The sequence below is a fragment of the Acidobacteriota bacterium genome, from assembly GCA_018001935.1.
In the GTDB taxonomy this organism is placed as follows: domain Bacteria; phylum Acidobacteriota; class JAAYUB01; order JAAYUB01; family JAAYUB01; genus JAGNHB01.
Genome location: JAGNHB010000025.1, coordinates 51,364 through 70,101 on the forward strand (window position 1 = coordinate 51,364; position 18,738 = coordinate 70,101).

Consider the following 18,738-nt stretch of genomic DNA (forward strand, 5'->3'; position numbering starts at 1 on the left):
CACAATTTCGCCCGGAGGAGGTAATCGTGAGTCCCATCGACCTGTCCCTCGCCAACCTGAACGCCCTGTTTCCCGCGGACTTCACCCAGGAGCAGATCGCGAAGGCCAAGACCGTCTTCCTCAAGGAACTGGCCTACAGCAGTCACAAGTTCTACGGCGGGAAGATCATGACGGTCCCCAAGGCCGGCGTCTACGGGTTCAACTGGTTCAACGTGTGGTACACCCCGGGCGTCTCCAAGGTCTCCACCTCCATCCGGGACAACCACGACCTCTCCTTCGACCTCACCAACCGGGGCAACCTGGTGGCCGTGGTGTCGGACTCCACCCGGGTCCTGGGCGACGGCGACTGCTCCCCCTCGGGCGGTCTCGGGGTCATGGAAGGCAAGGCGTTCCTCATGAAGTACCTGGGCGGCGTGGACGGGGTGGCCCTCTGCGTGAACAACCGGGGGAAGGACGGCAAGCCGGACGCCGACAAGATCATCACCTTCGTGAAGATGCTGGAACCCAGCTTCGGCGCCGTCAACCTGGAGGACATCTCCCAGCCCAACTGCTACAAGGTCCTGGACACTCTCCGCGAAGAGTGCGACATCCCCGTGTGGCACGACGACGCCCAGGGGACCGGCAGCGTCACCCTGGCCGGGCTCATCAACGCTCTGAAGATCGTGGACAAGGCCATCGGCGAGGTCCGCATCGTGATGCTGGGCGCCGGCGCCTCCAACACCACCATCGCCCGCCTCATCCTCAGCGCGGGCGGCGACCCCGGGAAGATGATCCTCTTCGACACCAAGAGTTCGCTGCACAAGGGCCGCGCCGACATCGAAGGCGACAAGGCCTTCTACCGCAAGTGGGAACTGTGCCAGGCCACCAACCCCGGCCGCGTCGCCGACATCGGCGAGGCCTGCAAGGGTGCCGACGTCCTGATCGCCCTGAGCACCCCGGGGCCCAACACCATCAAGCCCGAGTGGATCCGCTCCATGGGGAACAAGCCGATCGTGTTCGCCTGCGCCAACCCCGTCCCCGAGATCTATCCCTACGCCGCCAAGGAGGCGGGGGCCTACGTGGTGGCCACCGGCCGGGGCGACTTCCCCAACCAGGTGAACAACTCCATGGGCTTCCCCGGCATCCTCAAGGGCGCCCTCATGGTGCGCGCCCGGAAGATCACCGACGAGATGGCCATCGCCGCCGCCCACTCCATGGCCCGCTTCGCCGAGAAACAGGGGATCCACCCCGACTACATCATGCCCACCATGCAGGAGACGGATATGTTCGCCGTCGAGGCCGCCGACGTGGCCATGGAGGCGGTGAAGAACGGCGTCGCGCGCATCACCCCCACCTGGCAGGAAGTGCACGACACGACGCTTCGGGACATCCTGGAAGCCCGTGCGGTGGTCGACCTGCTGATGAAGAACGGCCACATCCCGACGCCCGATGCGGCGATGATCGAGGACGCCGTCGCCAAGGCGGTCGCCGCGGTGAAGTGACGCCTCCGGCCGGCAAGAACCAAAGGGCTCCCTCCCGGGAGCCCTTTTTCATGCCCCTCCCTCGCGTGAGCCTCTCCAATGGGCAGGGTCATTGGCTTTGGCGTTCCGACCTGTCCGACCTGTCTGACCCGTCTGACCGCTCCGGTCGACGCAGAGCGGTCAGAGGAATCTCAGGTAGACTCCGGAGGCTGCGCACAGGATCAGGGTCAGCGGCAGGCCGACCTTGAGGTACTCGAAAAACCCCAACCGGACGCCCTGTTTGCGCGCGATCTCCGCCACGATGAGGTTGGCGATGGAACCCACCAGGGTGAGGTTCCCCGCCAGGGTGCTGAAAAGGGCGAGGGCCGTCCACCACGGCGGAGACCCGGCGGCGGGCACGAGGTACTTCAGCAGGAGGACCGCCGGGACGTTGCTGAACAGGTTGGAGAAGACCACCGTCAGCGCCGCGAAGACCGGCAGGGAATGGAAATCGAACCCGCCGAGGCGCCCCAGCACCCAGTCCATGAGGCCGCTCTTCTCCACCCCCCCGATGATCACGAAGAGCCCCGCGAAGATCACCAGCAGGTTGAAGTCCACCGAGGCATAGATCTTGTTGGGGTTGACCCGCCGGGTCACCAGAAGCGCCGCCCCGCCCAGCATGGCCGTGACCGCCATGTCGGCCCCCAGGCTGAACCCCGCGATCACGGCGCCCAGGACAAGGACCCCCTTCCCCGCCAGGTAGGCGTGCACGGGAGCCGACCCGGCGACGTCGGCGGGCAACGTCCCGGTCAGGTCCGACCGGTAGCGCCACTTCAGGGCCAGGAAGGTCAGGCCCAGCCCGAGGAGGGCGAGGGGCGCCGCCCGGAGGAAGTAGGTGCCGAAGGACATCCCCGACAGCCCGGCGATGAGGATGTTCTGCGGGTTACCCACCAGGGTGGCCGCACTCCCGATGTTGGAGGCCAGGGCCACCGCCAGGAGGTAGGGTACGGGGTTCAGCCGGGCCCGGGCACAGGCCCCCAGCACGACGGGCGTGAAGAGGAGGCAGACGATATCGTTGATGCAGAAGGCGGAAAGCACCCCGGAGACCAGGGTGACCCAGAGCAGCAGCGCCCCCCGGGAGCGGGCCCGACGGAGCATCCATCGCCCGGCGAGGTCGAAGAAACCCGACAGCTTCAACTCCGCGGTGACGATCATCATGGAGAACAGGATCATCAGCGTCCGCGGGTCGACGAAGCGCATGGCCTCGTCGAAGGTCAGGACGCCCGTTCCCACGGCCAGGGCGGCGCCGATGACGGCGATCCCCGCCCGGTCCACCCGGAAGACCGGGGACCGGCCCAGCGCGAAAACCACCAGGGTGACCAGCAGGATGAGCGCCGCGCGGATCATGGCCGGCCTTTCACGACTGCGGGAGAATGTTCAATCCCGGATATCCATTCATTCGCAGGGTTTCCGGATCGCCAGTCAACAAAGGCACCTTCACGAAGCACCTCTCGAGTTTCTGTCGGGATGACCATCTGCCTCTTCGAAGAGAGAATGTTGTGCAGCATGCTTTCCCCCTGATTGTCTTGTTTGAAGTGTAAGATGAGGGCTTGATGCTGTCAATCCAGAACCAGCGGGCTGCGGAGATACGGGGCCTCGTCGTTTGGCCCCCGCCGCCTTCGGGGCGGAGGAAACCGACGGTCGGGGACGGGGTCACGATCATTTCGCGGTTGCCAAAACCGTCGCTTGCACCGGGGCCGGCCCGGAGGTATAATGTTTTCTTTTTTAAACGCCCGGGGAAAGAGCGATGGAACAGGAAAACAAGAATATCGGCCGCCTGGTGAAGGTGGACATCGAGAGCGAGATCAAGAAGTCCTACCTGGACTACGCCATGTCGGTCATCGTGGACCGCGCCCTGCCGGACGTGCGGGACGGCCTCAAGCCGGTCCATCGACGCATCCTCTTCGCGATGAACGAGATGGGCAACGCCCACAACAAGCCCTACAAGAAGAGCGCCCGCATTGTCGGCGACGTCATCGGCAAGTACCATCCCCACGGCGACATGGCCGTCTACGATGCCATCGTCCGCATGGTGCAGGACTTTTCCCTGCGCCACCCGCTGGTGGACGGCCAGGGCAACTTCGGCTCCGTTGACGGGGACGCGGCGGCGGCCATGCGTTACACCGAGATCCGCATGGCGAGAATCGCCGAGGAGATGCTGGCGGACATCGACAAGGAAACCGTCGACTTCGTCCCCAACTACGACGAGTCCCTGGTGGAGCCGTCCGTGCTCCCGACCCGGGTCCCCTGTCTCCTGGTCAACGGCTCCGCCGGCATCGCGGTCGGGATGGCCACCAACATCCCCCCGCACAACCTGGGGGAGGTGGTGGACGCCCTCGTGCACCTGATCGACCACCCCGACGCGACCGTGGAGGCGCTCATGGGGATCGTCCCCGGCCCCGATTTCCCGACGTACGGCTTCATCTACGGCCGGCAGGGGATCCGCGACGCCTACCGCACCGGCCGGGGCATCATCCGCCTGCGGGCCAAGGCCGAGGTCGAGGAGATGGCCGGCGGACGGAGCGCCATCGTGGTCACCGAGATCCCCTACCAGGTGAACAAGGCCAGGCTGATCGAGCAGATCGTTCGCCTGGTCAAGGAGGAGAAGCGCATCGACGGCATCACCGAGATCCGCGACGAGTCGGATCGTCAGGGGATGCGGGTCGTCATCGAACTGCGCCGGGACGTGGAACCGGAGATCATCCTGAACCAACTCTTCAAGCACACCTCCATGCAGACCTCCTTCGGCATCAACATGGTGGCCATTGACCGCGGCCAACCCACCATCCTGAACCTCCGCCAGGCCCTGGTCCTGTTCCTCGCCCACCGCCGCGAGGTGGTCACCCGCCGGACGCGGTACGAACTGCGCAAGGCGCGGGAGCGGGCCCACATCCTGGAAGGCCTCAAGATCGCCCTGGACCACCTGGACGAGGTCATCAGCCTGATCCGGGCCTCCAAAACGCCGCCCGAGGCCAAGGCCGCCCTCGTGGCCCGCTTCGGCTTCTCCGAGGTCCAGGCCCAGGCCATCCTGGAGATGCGCCTGCAACGGCTGACCAACCTCGAGCGGGAGAAGATCCTCGAGGAGTACCGGCAGACCCTCCTCCTCATCGCCGAACTGGAGGAGATCCTCGCCAGCGAGCCCAGGCTGATGAACGTGATCCGGGGTGAACTGCTGGCCATCCGCCAGACCTACGCCAACCCTCGCCGCACCGTCATCGTCGACGAGTCCGCCGACCTCCAGATGGAGGACCTGGTGGCCGACGAGGACTCCATCATCGCCGTCTCCCACGCCGGCTACATCAAGCGGACCTCCGCGGACACCTACCGCGTCCAGCGGCGGGGCGGAAAGGGGCGGCGCGGCATGTCCACGGGGTCGGAGGACTTCACCCGTCACGCCTTCACCGCCTCGAACCACAGCTACCTGCTGATCTTCACCGACCGGGGCAAGGCCTACTGGCTGAGGGTCTTCGACATCCCCGAGGTGGGCTCCGCGGGCAAGGGACGGCCCATCGTCAACCTGGTCAAGTTCGACCCCGAGGAGAAGATCACCGACATCATCGCCACCAAGGACTTCCCGGAGAACGAGTACGTGGTCCTCGCCACGGCCCGGGGCATCGTCAAGAAAACCCCGCTTTCCGAGTACTCCCGCCCCAAGAGCATCGGCATCATCGCCCAGTCGGTGCCCGAGGGCGACCGCCTCATCGCCGTGTCCAAGACGGCCGGGAGCCACGAGATCTTCCTGGCGACCCGGCAGGGCCAGAGCATTCGCTTCCCGGAGAACGACGTGCGGGCCATGGGGCGAACCGCCTGCGGCGTCATCGGGATCCGACTGCGCGAGGGCGACGAGGTGGTTTCCATGACGGTCCTGGACCGCCAGGGCGACATCCTGACGGTCACCCGGAAAGGCTTCGGGAAGAAGACCTCCACCGAGGAGTACCGGCTGCAGGGGCGCGGGGGCTACGGGATCATCAACACGAACGTGACCGCCAGAACGGGCGAGGCCGTCGGGGTCTGCTTCATCGAGTGTGACTGCAACCTGGTCCTCATCACCGCGGGCGGGCAGATCATCCGGATGAACACCGCCTACATCCGCTCCATCGGGCGGGGGACCCAGGGCGTGAAGCTCATGGACATCGACGACGACGACGAACTGACCTCCTTCACCCTCCTGGCCGCCGAGGACGAGGAAAGCGCCGAGAACGGCGACAGCGAGTTCCCGGACGAGGCCCCCACGGCCGAGTAACCCGGCATCATGATCCCGAGGGACAGGGCCGAGGCCTTCCGTTTCTTCGTCTCCCGGCACCGCGTTTTCCTGGCCTGCGCGGTCCTGGGCCTTCTCGGGCTGTGCGCAGCCCTCCTCCTGACGTCCGGGCGATCCGCCGACACCCTCTACCGGGATGCCCTGGAAGCCGCCAGCCGGGGGGACCTCCCCGGGGCCCTCGAGATCCTCGAACAGCTCACGCACGAGTACCCGGGTTGGAAGCGCCTGGACGAGGCGTGCTTCCGGACGGGGTCCCTGCGAGCGGAGGCGCGGGACCTCCAGGGCGCCCTTGCCGCATGGGACACCCTGGTGCGCCGTTTCCCGGAATCCCCCGTGGCTCCCCTCGCCCTCGAACGCATGGCGGACCTCCTCTACGACGAGATCGGCGACCGCCGGCAGGCCGTCGCCCTCTGGAAGCGCCTGGTGACGGCCGCCCCGCAAGACCCGCGCGCCGACCGTTTCCGTTTCCGGATCTCCGGGTACCTTCTGACGGTGGAGAACCCCGAATCCGCCCTCTTCGAATTCCGCCCCCTCCTGGATGGGGCGAATGACCCCCACCTGAGGAACCTGATCGCCCTGAACCTCGCCACGCTCCACTTCAACCGGAAGAACATGCCCCAGGCGGAGGCGCTCCTCGCCGGGATACTGGCGCACGCGCACTGCCCGTCCTGCTCGGACCCGGCACGGGTCCTCCTGGCGGACATCTTCGAGTCCGAGGGCCGCCTGCGGGAGGCCGCCGCCGCTCTCGAACCCGTGGGGGCGGCCGCCATGGGGGCCGACGAAAAAACCCGCCGACTGGACCGCATCCGCCGCAAAGCCGACCAGGAACCGCCGGGCCGCTGATCGGCCCCTCGCGAAAAGCCTCGATTCCTCCTTGATTTGGGGGCCTATCACGGGTATCATGAAACGAACCGACCCGTTTCCGGAAGGGCATGCCGACGTGATGATCCGCAATTCGCCCGCAACCGCCGCCCGATCCGGCCGCCCTCGCGGGTGGGCCTTCCGGGCCCTTGCCCTCGCCGTGATCCCGGCCGTTGTGGGCAGCGCGTTCGCGGCCTTCCCCCCGCACCAGGAGGACCGGTTCCTCGTGTCCTGCCACTCCGCGGCCGAAGGTCTCTCCCAGGACTCCATCACCGCCGTCGCCCAGGATCACCAGGGGTTTCTCTGGATCGGGACCGCTTACGGCCTCAACCGGTTCGACGGCTACCGGTTCGTGAGCTTCAAGCACCGAAATTTCGACCCGGTCTCCCTCCACAACAACGTCGTCAGTTCCCTGTTCATCGATCACCGGGGCGACCTCTGGGTCGGCATGGCCGGCGGGCTGGACCGCTTCGACCGGGAAACCGGCCACTTCGTTCATTTCCACGACCAGTTGAACCTGGCGGGGCCCCTTCCCACCTCACGGACCACGGCCATCGCGGAAACCCCCGGCTTCGACCTCTGGGTGGGGACCACCTCGGGAATCTTCCGGCGACGGTCCCGGGAGGAGCGCTTCACGCCGTGCAACCGGTTCCTGCGGGCAGGCCGCCCCGAACCGGTTGCCTCGGTGGCGGCCCTTGCCTGCGACGACGACGGGAGACTTCTGGCGGCGACCTCGCGGGGGCTCTACCGGTTCGAGGGTGACTGGTTCCGCCCGATCGACGAGGTGGAGCGGGTGGTCTGCGACGTCCACGGCCGATCCTGCCCATCGTTCCGGTCGCCCCTGAACTGCATCCAGGTGGTTTCGCCCCACGGAATGCGGACCGGCGGGCTTCTCGAGGTCACGGAATACCTCCGCCGGGAGGATGGGGGTCTGAGTGTCCGCCACATCCCCCTGGAGTCCCAGGACCCCCAGTTCCCGGGCCCGTCCCAGGTTTACGCCATCCGGGAAGACGACTCCGGTGATCTGTGGGTCGCCACGGAACGGGGCCTCTACCAGATCCCGGCCGCTTCCGGGGCTCAAACCCCGGTTCCGCTCACGTTCAGCGAACTGTCGCGCCAGGCCCCCGCGGTCCCCATCTCGTTCCGAAGCCTCTACCGGGACCGCTCCGGGGTGATCTGGGCGGGGACCTACGGGAAGGGACTGTTCAGGATTGTGCGCAAACCAGGCTTTTTCAATAGCTTCCGGCCTTCTGACGGGAATGTCACCGGCCAGTCCGTGCAAGCCGCCTACGAGGACCGGGCGGGCAACCTGTGGCTGGGCACCGACGTCGGCGCATTCCGTTTCGGGGCGGGAGAAAAGTGGGTGTCCCTCTTCCCCATGCTGCGGGAGAACGAGAAGGCCGTCGGCGTGATCAGCGTGAAAGCCTTCTGCGAGGAACGGGACGGGCGGATGCTGATTGGGACGATCCGTGGCCTGGTCCGCCTGGACGCGTCCACCGGGCGGATCGAACTCTTCCGGAAACCCGAGGTCGCGGGGATGAGGGACTTCTACGTCCGGTGCCTCCTCGCCGACCGCTCCGGGAAGGTCTGGGTCGGCACTCGCCACGGCCTTTTCGCCCTGGACCCGAAAGACCCCGCCCGCCTCCTCTCCCCTCCCCCTTCCGTCTTCCGCCCCCCCCTCTCCGGCGCCTTCATCTACTCCCTGATGGAAGACCGGAAGGGGTGCATCTGGGTCGGAACCGTGGGCGAGGGCCTGTTCCGTCTCGAACCCGCAGCGGGAGGGGACTTCCGGGTCACCCCCTTCCGGCATGACCCCCGGGACCCCCACGGCCTGTCCGACGGTTCGGTGCTCTGCATCGCCGAGGACCGGCGCGGTTTCGTCTGGGTCGGCACCACCGAGGGGCTGAACCGGATCGCCCCCGACGGGGAGATCCAACATTTCTACGAGGAAGACGGGCTTCCCAACTCGCAGGTTTACTCCATCCTCGAGGACCGGAACGGGTCCCTCTGGATGAGCACCAACAAGGGCGTCTCCTGCTTGAACCCGGGCGCGGGGACCTTCCTGAACTACTACGCGGAAGACGGCTTGCAGAACAACGAGTTCAACGGGGGCGCCGCCTGCGTCCGGCGGTCCGGCGAGATGGTGATGGGGGGAATCACGGGGGTGAGCCTGTTCAACCCCGGCGCCCTCTCCCGCCCCATCACGATCCCGCCGGTGGCCCTGACCGATTTCCGCCTGCTGGCAGGCCACACCGGCGACGGGGACCGCCTCCCGGACCGGCCGGGCGTGCGGGTGCCTTCCCTCATCGACCTGGGGCCCGCCCAGAACGCCTTTTCCATCGGGTTTTCCGTCCTGGATTTCGTCGCCCCCGAGAACAACACCTACGCGTACCGGATGGAGGGCGTCGACCGGGACTGGGTCCTGGCCAACCGCCGGAATTTCGCCACCTACTCGAACCTGTCCCCCGGAACGTACACCTTCCGGATCATCGGGGCCAACAGCCGGGGGATCTGGAACCAGTCGGGGGCCACCCTGATGATCGTGATTCACCCGCCTTTTTACGAGACCCCGGCTTTTATCGTCCTGGTGGCCCTGCTCGCCGTCGTCCTGGTGCTCGGGGCCTTCCACCTCCGGGCGCGGTCCATCCGGCAACGGATGGAGGGCGAGCGCCTCAGGAGCGAACTCCGCCTGAAAGCCGACTTCACCGCCATGATCATCCACGAACTGCGCACACCGCTCTCCTGCATCTTCGGTTTTGCCAAGCTGCTCCACAAGCGGACCCGGGAAGAGCGTTGCCGCGAGTCCGCCGGGTTCATCATCGCGTCGAGCGAGCGGATGATCGGCCTGATCAACGACATGCTGGACCTCTCCAAGTACGAGGCGGGGAAGATGCCCATCGCGCCCCAGCGGGTGAACCCGGACACAGTGGTGGAATCAGTGCTCGAGAACCTCCGTCCCCTGGGGCTGGACAAGGAGATCCGGTTCCTGTCCGTCCCCGGTTTCAAGGGGACCGCCTGCATGGACCCGTCCCGCATCGGGCAGGTGGTGACCAACCTGATCGGGAACGCCATCAAGCACTCCCCCCCGAGGGGCACCGTCACCGTGTCGACCCGCCCCGTCAAGGCGGCCGGGCAGGATTGCCTCGAATTCTCGGTCCAGGACCAGGGGGCCGGGATTCCACCGGAAAAGGTCCCCCTGCTCTTCAACAAGTACGCCCAGCTCGACTCGGACGAACCGGTGGCCACCAAGGGGACCGGCCTGGGGTTGGCGATTTCCCGCCTGATCGTGGAAGCCCACCGGGGGACGATCGGGTATCGGCCGGTCACCGAGGGGGGAAGCGATTTCTACTTCCAGGTCCCCGTCCACCAGGACGTCCCGGCCGTTCCCGAGGCGGAAGAGACGGACTGACCCGGGGAACCCGCCCGGGGAAAACGGGCATCCGGCAACTCCCGAACATTTGGGAAACAGCAGCCTTCGAAGGGATCACAGCCGGCGGTCGCCCAAGCCTGACGCGGTCGCAAAAAGTACCATCACCCTCCGGGTGATGGCTCAAACAAAGGCTTTACAGACCCTTTTCGGTCCGTCTTCCGACTTTTCGCGAACCCATCAAGCCTAACCGGGAGCGCAGGGCCGTGTAAGGCGGGACCAGGGCGTATCGCAGCACCGTGGGAAGGTGCAGGGGGAAGCGGCGCCGCCGGGACCGCGGGCAGGGGCGCACACCCGCCGGCCCCCCCCGGATCAGCGCCAGGTAACTCGCACACATGGCTTCCGACGAGTACCTGCGCCGCGCCGTCTCCGCGGCGTCCCTGCTCATGGCGCTCCACCGGCCGGGTTCGGCCCCCCTTCGCACCGCGTCGGCAAAGCCGGCCGGGTCCCCCGCCGCGGCAAACCAGCCGTTCGCCCCCTCCGACACCAGGGTGTCCGTGATCCCCGTCAGCCGGGAAACCACCGGCACGCAGCCGCAGGCCATGGCTTCCATCAGGGTGAGGGGCAGCCCTTCGAAGGAGGAAGGCATCAGGAGGAAGTGGGTGTCCAGCAGGATCGGGTAGACCGCCTCGGGGGGGACCGCCCCCATCAGGTCCACCCGGTCGGCGAAGGGGCCGGATTTCAGGGTCGACGCCAGTTCCGGGGCGTCGGGCCCGTCGCCCGCCACCGCCAGGCGGAAGTCGATCCCCACCCGGTCCAGGGCCCCGAGGATATCCGGCAGCAGCAGGACGCCCTTCTGCCGGTGATCGACCCGGCCCACGCAGGCCAGGCGGAGCGGCGTCCCCCACGGCCGGCGCCTGGCCAGGGCGTCGGCCGGCGGGATGTCCACGCCATTCGGGATGGTCAACACCGGCCGGCCGCCCGCCAGGGACACCGCCCGGTCAGCCAACCGGGGGCCCACGGCCACCACGGCATCGAGGGCACTCCGGTTGGCACACCCGACGCCGATCACCCGCGGGTGATCGTTGTGCAGGATGGACACCCGCAAGGTCCGGTCGGGCAGCATCCCGAGGGAGGCCTGGGCGAAACGGGCGTAGTTCAGCAGGACGGCGTCGTAACCGCCCCTCGCCAGCCGGCGGCCCACCGTGAGGTAGTGGGGCAGCACGGCGCGCCAGGCCCGCTCGGCGCCCTCCACGTGGACGGGGCGCAGACCCGCCTCGGCGACGCGCCCGAACCAGGCCCCCCGGTACTCGGTGGTCACCACGTCCACCACCATGCCGTTCGCCCGCAGGAAGGCCCCCAGGGTCAGGAGCATCTTTTCCATCCCCCCGCCGGGGAGGCCGTAGACGACCAGGGCGACGCGAAGACGTCCGGGCTCGCCCATTCATGCCTCCGCGTCGAGCCACAGGCCCACGGGCTCGTTGGGGCGTCCCGCCAGCCGGTGGACGATCCAGCCGGCCAGGGGGCGGGGGCGCCACGTGAGGGGCTCGGCGTGGATCACGCCCACCCGGGCGCTCCGAAACCCCGACCGGGTGCCCAGCGTGACCAGGGAGGACACGGTGTGGAAGCAGAGATGGATCGGCGGGAGCCAGTCCGGGCGGACGGCCGCCTGGACGGACGGGGCGCCCCAGTTCGGGACGGTGGCGAAGAACCGGCCTCCCGGTTTCAGCAGGCGGCGGATGCCGTCCAGAAACCCCAGGGGATCCGACAGGTGTTCCAGGACTTCAAAGGCGGTGACGACCTCGAAGCGCTCCCCGAGACTTTCCAGGTCGCCCGTCTCCTCCGTGCCGACCACCAGGTTCGTGTGTTTCCGCGCGATGTCCACCGCCCGCTCCGAGCGGTCGACCCCCCGGACCGCCCACCCCCGGGAGGCGGCGGCCAGGCCAAAACGCCCCACCCCGCACCCGACGTCCAGGAGGCGCCGCTCACCGAAAGGGCTGATCCGGCGGAAGAACGCCCGGTAGGTGAGCATGCGCGCAAACCGCCCCGGGTCACCCAGCCCCGCGAGGAGGTCATCGACCTGGTCCTGGCGGTATTGTGCCCCTTCGTAAACCGCCGAGTAGTCGACGTCGGTCCCGAACGCGCCCGGGGCGTACCGGAGACCGCACCCGCCGCAGGCCGACAGGGCGTAACCGCCCAACTCCTTCCCGGCGTCGTGCGGTTCCCCGCCGCACACGGGGCAGTGAAAGGGTTCCTGTTTCATCTCAGCCATGCGTGGACGACCTCTGCTCCGCAAGGTTCCCGGCAACGCCCCTCTCCCCGTCCTGTCGGACATCGGCCCCCGTCATCCCCGGTCTCCCCCGGGCACTCCCTCCCGACGGAGCCAGGCATACACGCTCACCCCTTCCTCGTCCCACCCGCACTCGAGCAGTTCGGCTCCGACCCCCTCGCAACAGGCCCGCAGCCCTTCGGGGGAAAAGCGGAAGTAGTCCTCGGGGGAAGGGTGATAGGGCCACGCGAAGACGGTGGCGACGTAAACGTGCCCGCCCGGCCGGACCGTCCGAACCAGGTGGCGGCAGAAACGGCGAGGGTCCCGGACGTGCTCCAGGGTGTCGAAGGAGATCACCAGGTCGAACTTGCCTTCGAAAGGCGCGACGGCCGTCTCGTCCAGGAAGTCGACGGCGATGTCGGCGTCCGTACCGATGGCCTCGGCGTTGAAGCCGCTGTCCAGGAACCGGATGCCGGGGATGCGCCCGACCAGCGGGTTCTCGGTGACTTTGTAGGGCCGGCGGACCCGGGTGAAAACCGCCCCCAGGCGGCGAAGGATCGCCGTCCGGACCCGGCCGGGCGGCCGGTCCGGGGAGAGTTCCAGCCAGACCTTCCGCGTGCCGCCGACGTCGAGGCAGGACAACGCGGCCGGGTCGATTCCCCGACCCAGCAGAAGACGCTCCAGGATACGGACTGCGGATTGCCTCATCGGAATCGCTCCCGGATTTTCTCTCTCAGGCCGGGGTCGATCCAGACCTTGTAGGACAGGGCCACCGCCACGGCCAGGACCGGGACCAGCAGGATCAAACGCCAGTCGGTCGGGATGAAGGCCGAGGGGACCGTCACCGCGACAAGGAAAGCCGAAGCCCCGAGGGTCCGGTTCAGCATCCCCCGGGAGACGAGCCCGCTGCGGTGGATGTAGAAATAGCCCCAGGCCACCAGGACGGCGTAGGCGGCCAGGAACCCCGACGCCAGGGCCAACCCGCCCCAGGGGCCGACGAGGGCCACCACGACGGCCATGTACACCGCGGACCACGAGAGGTTCATCAGGACGGCCATCCACATCCGGCCGTGGGCCTGGATCGCCGCGTTCCCGGCGTTTCCGATGCCGGCGATCCCCACGCCCGCCGTCATCAGGGCGAAGAGCGGCACCCCGCCGGTGAAGTCGCGCCCGTAGCATCGGAGGATCAAGTCCGAGCCGAACACCAGGGCGACCACCGCGGGCACCACCGACAGGATGGCCAGGCCCTGCGAGATCTCCATGACCCGTTCGGTGTCGGGGCTCCCCTCCGTTTCGAGGCCTGAGGCGATGATGGGGAGGGTGACGTTCGTGAAGATGGTGGGGAGCAGCATCAGGACGTTCCGCCACTGGTTGGCGGCGCCCAGCAGGCCGAGATCGGAGTAGCCGCCGGGCCGGTTCGCCAGGAGCGCGCTGGCCAGCCAGAGGAAGGGGGTGACGAGCACCCCGCCCAGCAGCGCCGGAAACGAGTAGCTCCAGAGGACCGGGAGTTCGACGCGCAGGCCGCGGCACCGGACCCGGATCCCGTAAGGCCTCCGATGGCGGTTCAGGGCCGCACCGGCCGCTGCGCACCAGGCCAGGGACGTCAGCGTCTGGGCCAGGACCGCCCCCGGCAACCCCCACTGCCAGGCGCAGGCCAGCATCAGGGGAAAAATGAGCACCCCGCGGAGAACGTTCACCCCGGCCACGGCGCGGAACGCCTCGAACCCTGCCAGGGCCCCGTTGAGCATGCCGCCGAGGGCGGTGAAGAACAGCAGGGCCGCCGCCAGCCTCAACGGAAGTTCCAGCGCCGGGGCGTTGAGGACCTGGCCGGCGAGGGGGCGGGCGAAGAGCACGAGGAGGAGGGCGGCGACACCTCCCCCAACGGCGGTGAAGGCCAGCGAGAGCCCGAGGATGCGCCCGGCACGCTCCGGGTCGGAGGTGCGGCACTGGGCCACGAACTTGGTGGCGGTCAGCCCGAAGCCCATCCCCGCGAAGACGCCCAGCATCAGGACGGTCCCGTTCACCACGTCGAAACGCCCGAACTCCTCCCTCCCCAACAGGCGCGCCACCACCACCGAGGCCAGCAGGGCGAGCCCCTGGGCGGCCACGGTACCCGCCAGGGACCATGCCGCGCCCCGGACGAAGCGCTTCCCCAGGGACACCGGGCCCATCGGGTCCGCGGGCGGGGGCGAGGCGGGGAGCCCGCTGTCAATGTCCACTGAACCCTCCCAGGCGCTTCTTCACCCGATAGGCCAGGAAGGCCGCCTCCACCACCCGGTGCCAGAAACGGGAGACCGGCCGCACCGCCGACACCTGCCGCGCGGCCTCCGCCGGGTCACCGATCCGCCAAGCCCCCATGGCCAGGAACAACCGCGACCGGGCCGCCACGCGGGGCGTCACCCCGGGGCTCTCCGACAGGGCTTTCCCCACGACTTCGAACTGGGCCCTGACGACGTCCCGCAGGCGGGTGGAGGTGAGGCTTCCGCCGTGCAGACGGTAATCATAGAGCCGGCGGCGGATGCGTCGAAACCGGGCGACCCGGGCGGCCCGGATCCAGAAGTCCCAGTCTTCCATCAGGAAGCGGCTCTCGTCGTACCCGCCGAGTTCGGTGTGCAACCCGGCACGGTAGAGGAAGCACGCCTTCACCACGTTGTGGCAGAGGATCCAGCGGGGCGCCTTCGCCCGCCAGACCCCCGTCTTTCGCCCCAGGTCGTCGATCAGGTCACAGGCCGCGTAGACCACCCGGGTGTCAGGGTGCCGGTCGAGGACCGCCGCCATCGTCGCCAGGGCGCCAGGGTGATACCGGTTGTCGTCGGAGGTCCAGGTGAAGTAAGCGCCCCGGGCCAGGTCGAAGCCGGCGTTCAGCGAACCCGGCAACCTCCGGTTGACGGCGTTGCGGAGGACCCGGATCCGGGGGTCCTCCGCAGCAACACCGGCGGCGATCGCCGGCGTGTCGTCGTCGGAGGCATCGTCCACCAGGATCAGCTCCCAGCCGGGGAAGGTCTGCGCCCGAACGCTCCCCACCGCCTCGGCGAGGTAACGCGCCCCGTTGTGGACGGGAAGGACCACCGAGATCCTCGGTGCAGCCTCCGTCCCGCTGTTCCCTGTGTTCCCCGTCATCCTGTCCCCCGCGCGGCCGTGTCGACCCTTTCCGCCCCGTGCGCGGCAGGCCGCTTCCCTTGTGCGAAAACCGCTGCCTGCGCGGCCGATCCGACGACTCGGCCTGAGGCGGATAGACATGATAGGCCATGAGCCGCACGGGAGCAAATCTTTTTCGGTTGCAGCGCGCGGCGCGGCGCCGGGTGAACGACCGCACTGCCCTTCCCCGCCCGGGTGACGACACCTTGCAAATCACGAAAGGATAAGATAGGATGGATTCACTGACGGCAGCGAGGGGTCAGCGTAAAGCGGGGAGAGGCGGAGAATGGCGTTTCGTCGGTTGAGATCGTGGATCGGGCTGTTGCTGCCCCCTCCCGCGTGGCGGCTCCCCGTCGCCCTGCTGGCCGCGATCGGGCTCGGGCTCGGGATGGTGACCTTCCACGTCTCGCGAGCCACGTCCTACCTCTCGGACGACCCCACGGCGTGCATCAACTGCCACATCATGATCCCCCAGTACGCCACCTGGTCGCACGGGGCCCACGGCCGGGTGACCGTCTGCAACGACTGCCACGTCCCCCAGAACAACGTTTTCCGTAAATACTGGTTCAAGGCCAACGACGGTCTCCGACACTCCTGGAAGTTCACCTTCCGGCTGGAGCCGCCGGTGATCCGCACCATCGAGGAGAGCCGGGCGGTGATCCAGGAAAACTGCATCCGGTGCCACGGCCCCATGGTCCGCCGGGTCTATCTGGAGAACCCGGCCTACGAAAAGGTGCACGACACCCAGACCCGGCGGTGCTGGGAGTGCCACCGGGAGACGCCCCACGGACGGGTGAACAGCCTGGCCGCGGCACCCTATGCCCGCGCTCCCGGTCTCTCCCCGATCCTCCCGACGTGGATCGAGACCTTCTTCCGCCAAAAGGCCGCCCCTTGAAAGCCTGGAATACCGACACGAGGGAACGACGATGAAAAGCATCATGGAATCGGTTCAGAAGCGCCCCTGGCTGGGGTGGGTCCTCTTCACGGCCACCCTGGCGGCGGTCTTCCTCCTGGGCCTCTTCGGGGCCTCCATCATGGAGCGCCGCCGGGAAGCCGGCCTCTCGGCCTCCGTCATCTACCCCGTGCCGGACTGGGAGCCGCGGAACGAGATCTGGGGGATCAATTTTCCCCGGGAGTACGAGACCTACCGCGCGTCCCGGGACATGTCCTTCCAGAGCAAGTACGGCGGCTCGAAGGACATCGACTACCTCGAGAAGAACCCGCGCCTGGTGGTCCTCTGGGCGGGCTATGCCTTCTCCCGGGACTACAAGCAGGGCAAGGGGCACTACCACGCCATCGACGACATCCGGAACACCCTCCGCACGGGCGTACCCCAGCCGGGGACCTGTTGGAGCTGCAAGAGCACGGACGTCCCCCGGGTGATGAACCGGATGGGGGTCGCCGCCTTCTACAAATCGACCTGGGCAAGCCTGGGGAGCGAGATCGTCAACAACATCGGCTGCCAGGACTGCCACGACAACCGGACCTTCAACCTGCGGGTCACCCGCCCCGCCCTCGCCGAGGCCTTCCAGCGCAGGAACCGGGACATCCGGACGGCGGAGATCGGGGAAATGCGAACCCTTGCCTGCGCCCAGTGCCACGTGGAGTACTATTTCAAGGGCAAGGACGAAAAGTACCTGACCTTCCCGTGGGACAAGGGGTTCAGTGCCGACGACATGGAAAAATACTACGACGAGGTCGGGCACGTGGACTGGGTGCACGGCTTGAGCCGCGCCCCCATGCTCAAGGCCCAGCACCCCGACTACGAGCTGTACATGACCGGTGTCCACTCGAAGCGCGGCGTGGCTTGCGCCGACTGCCACATGCCCTACCGCAACGAGGGGGGGGTCAAGTTCACCGACCACCAGATCGTGAGCCCCCTCACCCGGATCGCCTCCACCTGCGGTGTGTGTCACCGCCAGGAGGAGGAGGACCTCCGCAACGACGTCTACGCCCGTCAGGACCGGATTGCGGAGCTTCTCGGGCTCGCCGAGGACGCCCTGGTCCGCGCCCACGTCGAGGCGAAGGCGGCGTGGGACACCGGCTGCACCGAGGAGGAGATGAAGCCCGTCCTCCAGTTCCTCCGTCACGCCCAGTGGCGGTGGGACTGGGTGGCGGCCTCCAACGGCATGGGGTTCCACTCGCCCCTGGAATCGGCCCGCGTGCTGGGGACCTCCATCCAGAAGTCCCAGGAGGCCCACGCGCTGCTGCTGGTGCTGCTGGCGCGGAAGGGAGCGACCCTGCCCGTGCCGTTGCCGGACCTCTCCACCAAGGCGAAGGCCCAGGTCTACATCGGCCTCGACATGATCAAGGCCGTCGCGGAGAAGGCGGCCTTCCTGCGGGACGTGGTGCCGAAGTGGGACGCCGAGGCCACCCGGCGGCAGGGAAGCTCGCCGTCGCGGTAAGCTTTCCTGTCATTTTGGTCGCGTTCGGGTTACATGGGCGGGAGCATGGGAGTTATGGGAATTATAGGAATTATGGGAGGTATGTAAGAGAAGCGGGTCTCCTTCCCATTATTCCCATAGCTCCCATAACTCCCATAGCTCCCTTGCTTCCCTGCTATCTTGAAGCAGAGAGCTGAGCTACCGGCTATCTTTCCCCGCCCTCTCCGCGCTGTCGATCTCGAGCCTGAAGGCGGGCGCGGGTCATGCGCTCCCGAAGGCCGCCTTCCTTGAGAAAGGCTTCCTCGAGGCCCTTGAGTTGGTGATCGAGCAGGTAGTTCGCCTGGTGAATGAGGCAGAGGGCGATGTTCGCCACGATCTCGGCGGGACGGGTCTCGGTGAATTCCCGGAAAGCGTCGAAAGAGAGGGGAGACCTCATGCCCAGTTGCCTGACGAAGCGGGCCTCCCGGCTGTCTTTCTCCCAGGTCCGCAGGTTTCTGACCTTCAGGAAATCGCGATAGTCTTCCAGCAACTCCTCCAGGCTTGCACGCGCGACATTGGTCAGCTTGATCTCCATTTCCTTTGAGGTGGTCGCCGCTTTGCTCCCCTCGACGATGTTCTGTTTCCCGGAGCGGGCGGCTTGCACCATCTGGTCGACCGTGCGGTCGCCCTTCGCGAGAAAGCGCTGGCAGAAACGGTAGGTGATTTCGTAGACCACCTCAGCTTTCTGGTAGGAGAGCAGCCTCCGGTAATCACCCCGAGGGGGGGAGCAACCCCGAGCCGGGGGAGGAAACGTGGTGGGGAAGTGGGGGGTGGGGGGTATGGGAGTCATGGGAATCATGGGAATCATGGGAGTCATGGGAGTCATGGGAGCCGGGGGAAGATAGGGCTTCAAAATAGAGAGGATAGGTCAAGTCTTCGGCGGAGTCTTCGGGAAGGTCTTCGAATACGTCCCCGGAGCC

13 protein-coding genes are annotated in these 18,738 nt (G+C 67.5%); 6 read left to right on the top strand and 7 right to left on the bottom strand.

Annotation, left to right across the window (positions count from 1 at the left end; translation table 11 throughout):
• The first annotated feature begins 26 nt into the window (after nucleotides 1-26).
• Entirely contained in the window at nucleotides 27-1,481 is a 1,455-nt protein-coding gene (locus tag KA419_11210) for an NADP-dependent malic enzyme (GenBank protein MBP7866509.1), read from the top strand.
• 159 nt (nucleotides 1,482-1,640) lie between these two features.
• On the opposite strand, the gene KA419_11215 is transcribed toward KA419_11210, so the two are convergent.
• Nucleotides 1,641-2,846: an anion transporter gene (locus KA419_11215; protein MBP7866510.1), complete on the bottom strand. Its 1,206-nt coding sequence runs from the start codon at nucleotides 2,844-2,846 to the stop codon at nucleotides 1,641-1,643.
• A 400-nt stretch (nucleotides 2,847-3,246) separates the two neighbouring features.
• Here KA419_11215 and gyrA point away from each other — a divergent pair, with 400 nt between their 5' ends.
• The 3 genes from gyrA to KA419_11230 are packed head-to-tail and all read left to right on the top strand — an operon-like array spanning nucleotide 3,247 to nucleotide 10,030.
• Complete coding sequence (gene gyrA / locus KA419_11220; GenBank protein MBP7866511.1) at nucleotides 3,247-5,742, top strand: DNA gyrase subunit A; 2,496 nt, start codon at nucleotides 3,247-3,249, stop codon at nucleotides 5,740-5,742.
• A gap of 9 nt (nucleotides 5,743-5,751) precedes the next feature.
• Nucleotides 5,752-6,603 carry a tetratricopeptide repeat protein gene (locus KA419_11225; GenBank protein MBP7866512.1) on the top strand — a complete coding sequence of 284 codons (852 nt, stop codon included), beginning with the start codon at nucleotides 5,752-5,754 and terminating at the stop codon, nucleotides 6,601-6,603.
• Nucleotides 6,604-6,661: 58 nt separating this feature from the next.
• Nucleotides 6,662-10,030, top strand: coding sequence for a hypothetical protein (locus KA419_11230; GenBank protein MBP7866513.1), 3,369 nt, complete (start codon nucleotides 6,662-6,664; stop codon nucleotides 10,028-10,030).
• 154 nt (nucleotides 10,031-10,184) lie between these two features.
• Here the strand turns inward: KA419_11230 and KA419_11235 are convergent, their stop codons facing one another.
• From KA419_11235 to KA419_11255, 5 genes are all read right to left on the bottom strand, one after another.
• Nucleotides 10,185-11,432, bottom strand: a complete 1,248-nt coding sequence (locus tag KA419_11235; protein MBP7866514.1) for a glycosyltransferase family 4 protein — start codon at nucleotides 11,430-11,432, stop codon at nucleotides 10,185-10,187.
• Nucleotides 11,433-12,260, bottom strand: a complete 828-nt coding sequence (locus KA419_11240) for a methyltransferase domain-containing protein (protein MBP7866515.1) — start codon at nucleotides 12,258-12,260, stop codon at nucleotides 11,433-11,435.
• A 72-nt stretch (nucleotides 12,261-12,332) separates the two neighbouring features.
• Entirely contained in the window at nucleotides 12,333-12,965 is a 633-nt protein-coding gene (locus KA419_11245) for a methyltransferase domain-containing protein (protein MBP7866516.1), read from the bottom strand.
• Entirely contained in the window at nucleotides 12,962-14,476 is a 1,515-nt protein-coding gene (locus tag KA419_11250; protein MBP7866517.1) for an oligosaccharide flippase family protein, read from the bottom strand. Before KA419_11250 ends, KA419_11245 begins: the two co-directional genes overlap by 4 nt.
• On the bottom strand, nucleotides 14,466-15,377 hold the full coding sequence (locus KA419_11255; protein ID MBP7866518.1) for a glycosyltransferase: 912 nt from the start codon (nucleotides 15,375-15,377) through the stop codon (nucleotides 14,466-14,468). The genes KA419_11250 and KA419_11255 overlap by 11 nt, the downstream gene beginning before the upstream one ends.
• Nucleotides 15,378-15,681: 304 nt before the next feature.
• Between KA419_11255 and nrfH the strand changes: the two genes are divergently transcribed.
• Complete coding sequence (nrfH, locus tag KA419_11260) at nucleotides 15,682-16,290, top strand: cytochrome c nitrite reductase small subunit (GenBank protein ID MBP7866519.1); 609 nt, start codon at nucleotides 15,682-15,684, stop codon at nucleotides 16,288-16,290.
• Between the two features lie 31 nt (nucleotides 16,291-16,321).
• A complete protein-coding gene (locus KA419_11265; GenBank protein MBP7866520.1) occupies nucleotides 16,322-17,800 on the top strand; it encodes an ammonia-forming cytochrome c nitrite reductase subunit c552 in 1,479 nt (492 codons plus the stop codon).
• 184 nt (nucleotides 17,801-17,984) lie between these two features.
• Here the strand turns inward: KA419_11265 and KA419_11270 are convergent, their stop codons facing one another.
• The gene (locus KA419_11270) at nucleotides 17,985-18,608 is read right to left on the bottom strand and encodes a four helix bundle suffix domain-containing protein (GenBank protein ID MBP7866521.1); all 624 of its coding nucleotides are present in this window, start codon (nucleotides 18,606-18,608) and stop codon (nucleotides 17,985-17,987) included.
• Between the last annotated feature and the right edge of the window lie 130 nt (nucleotides 18,609-18,738).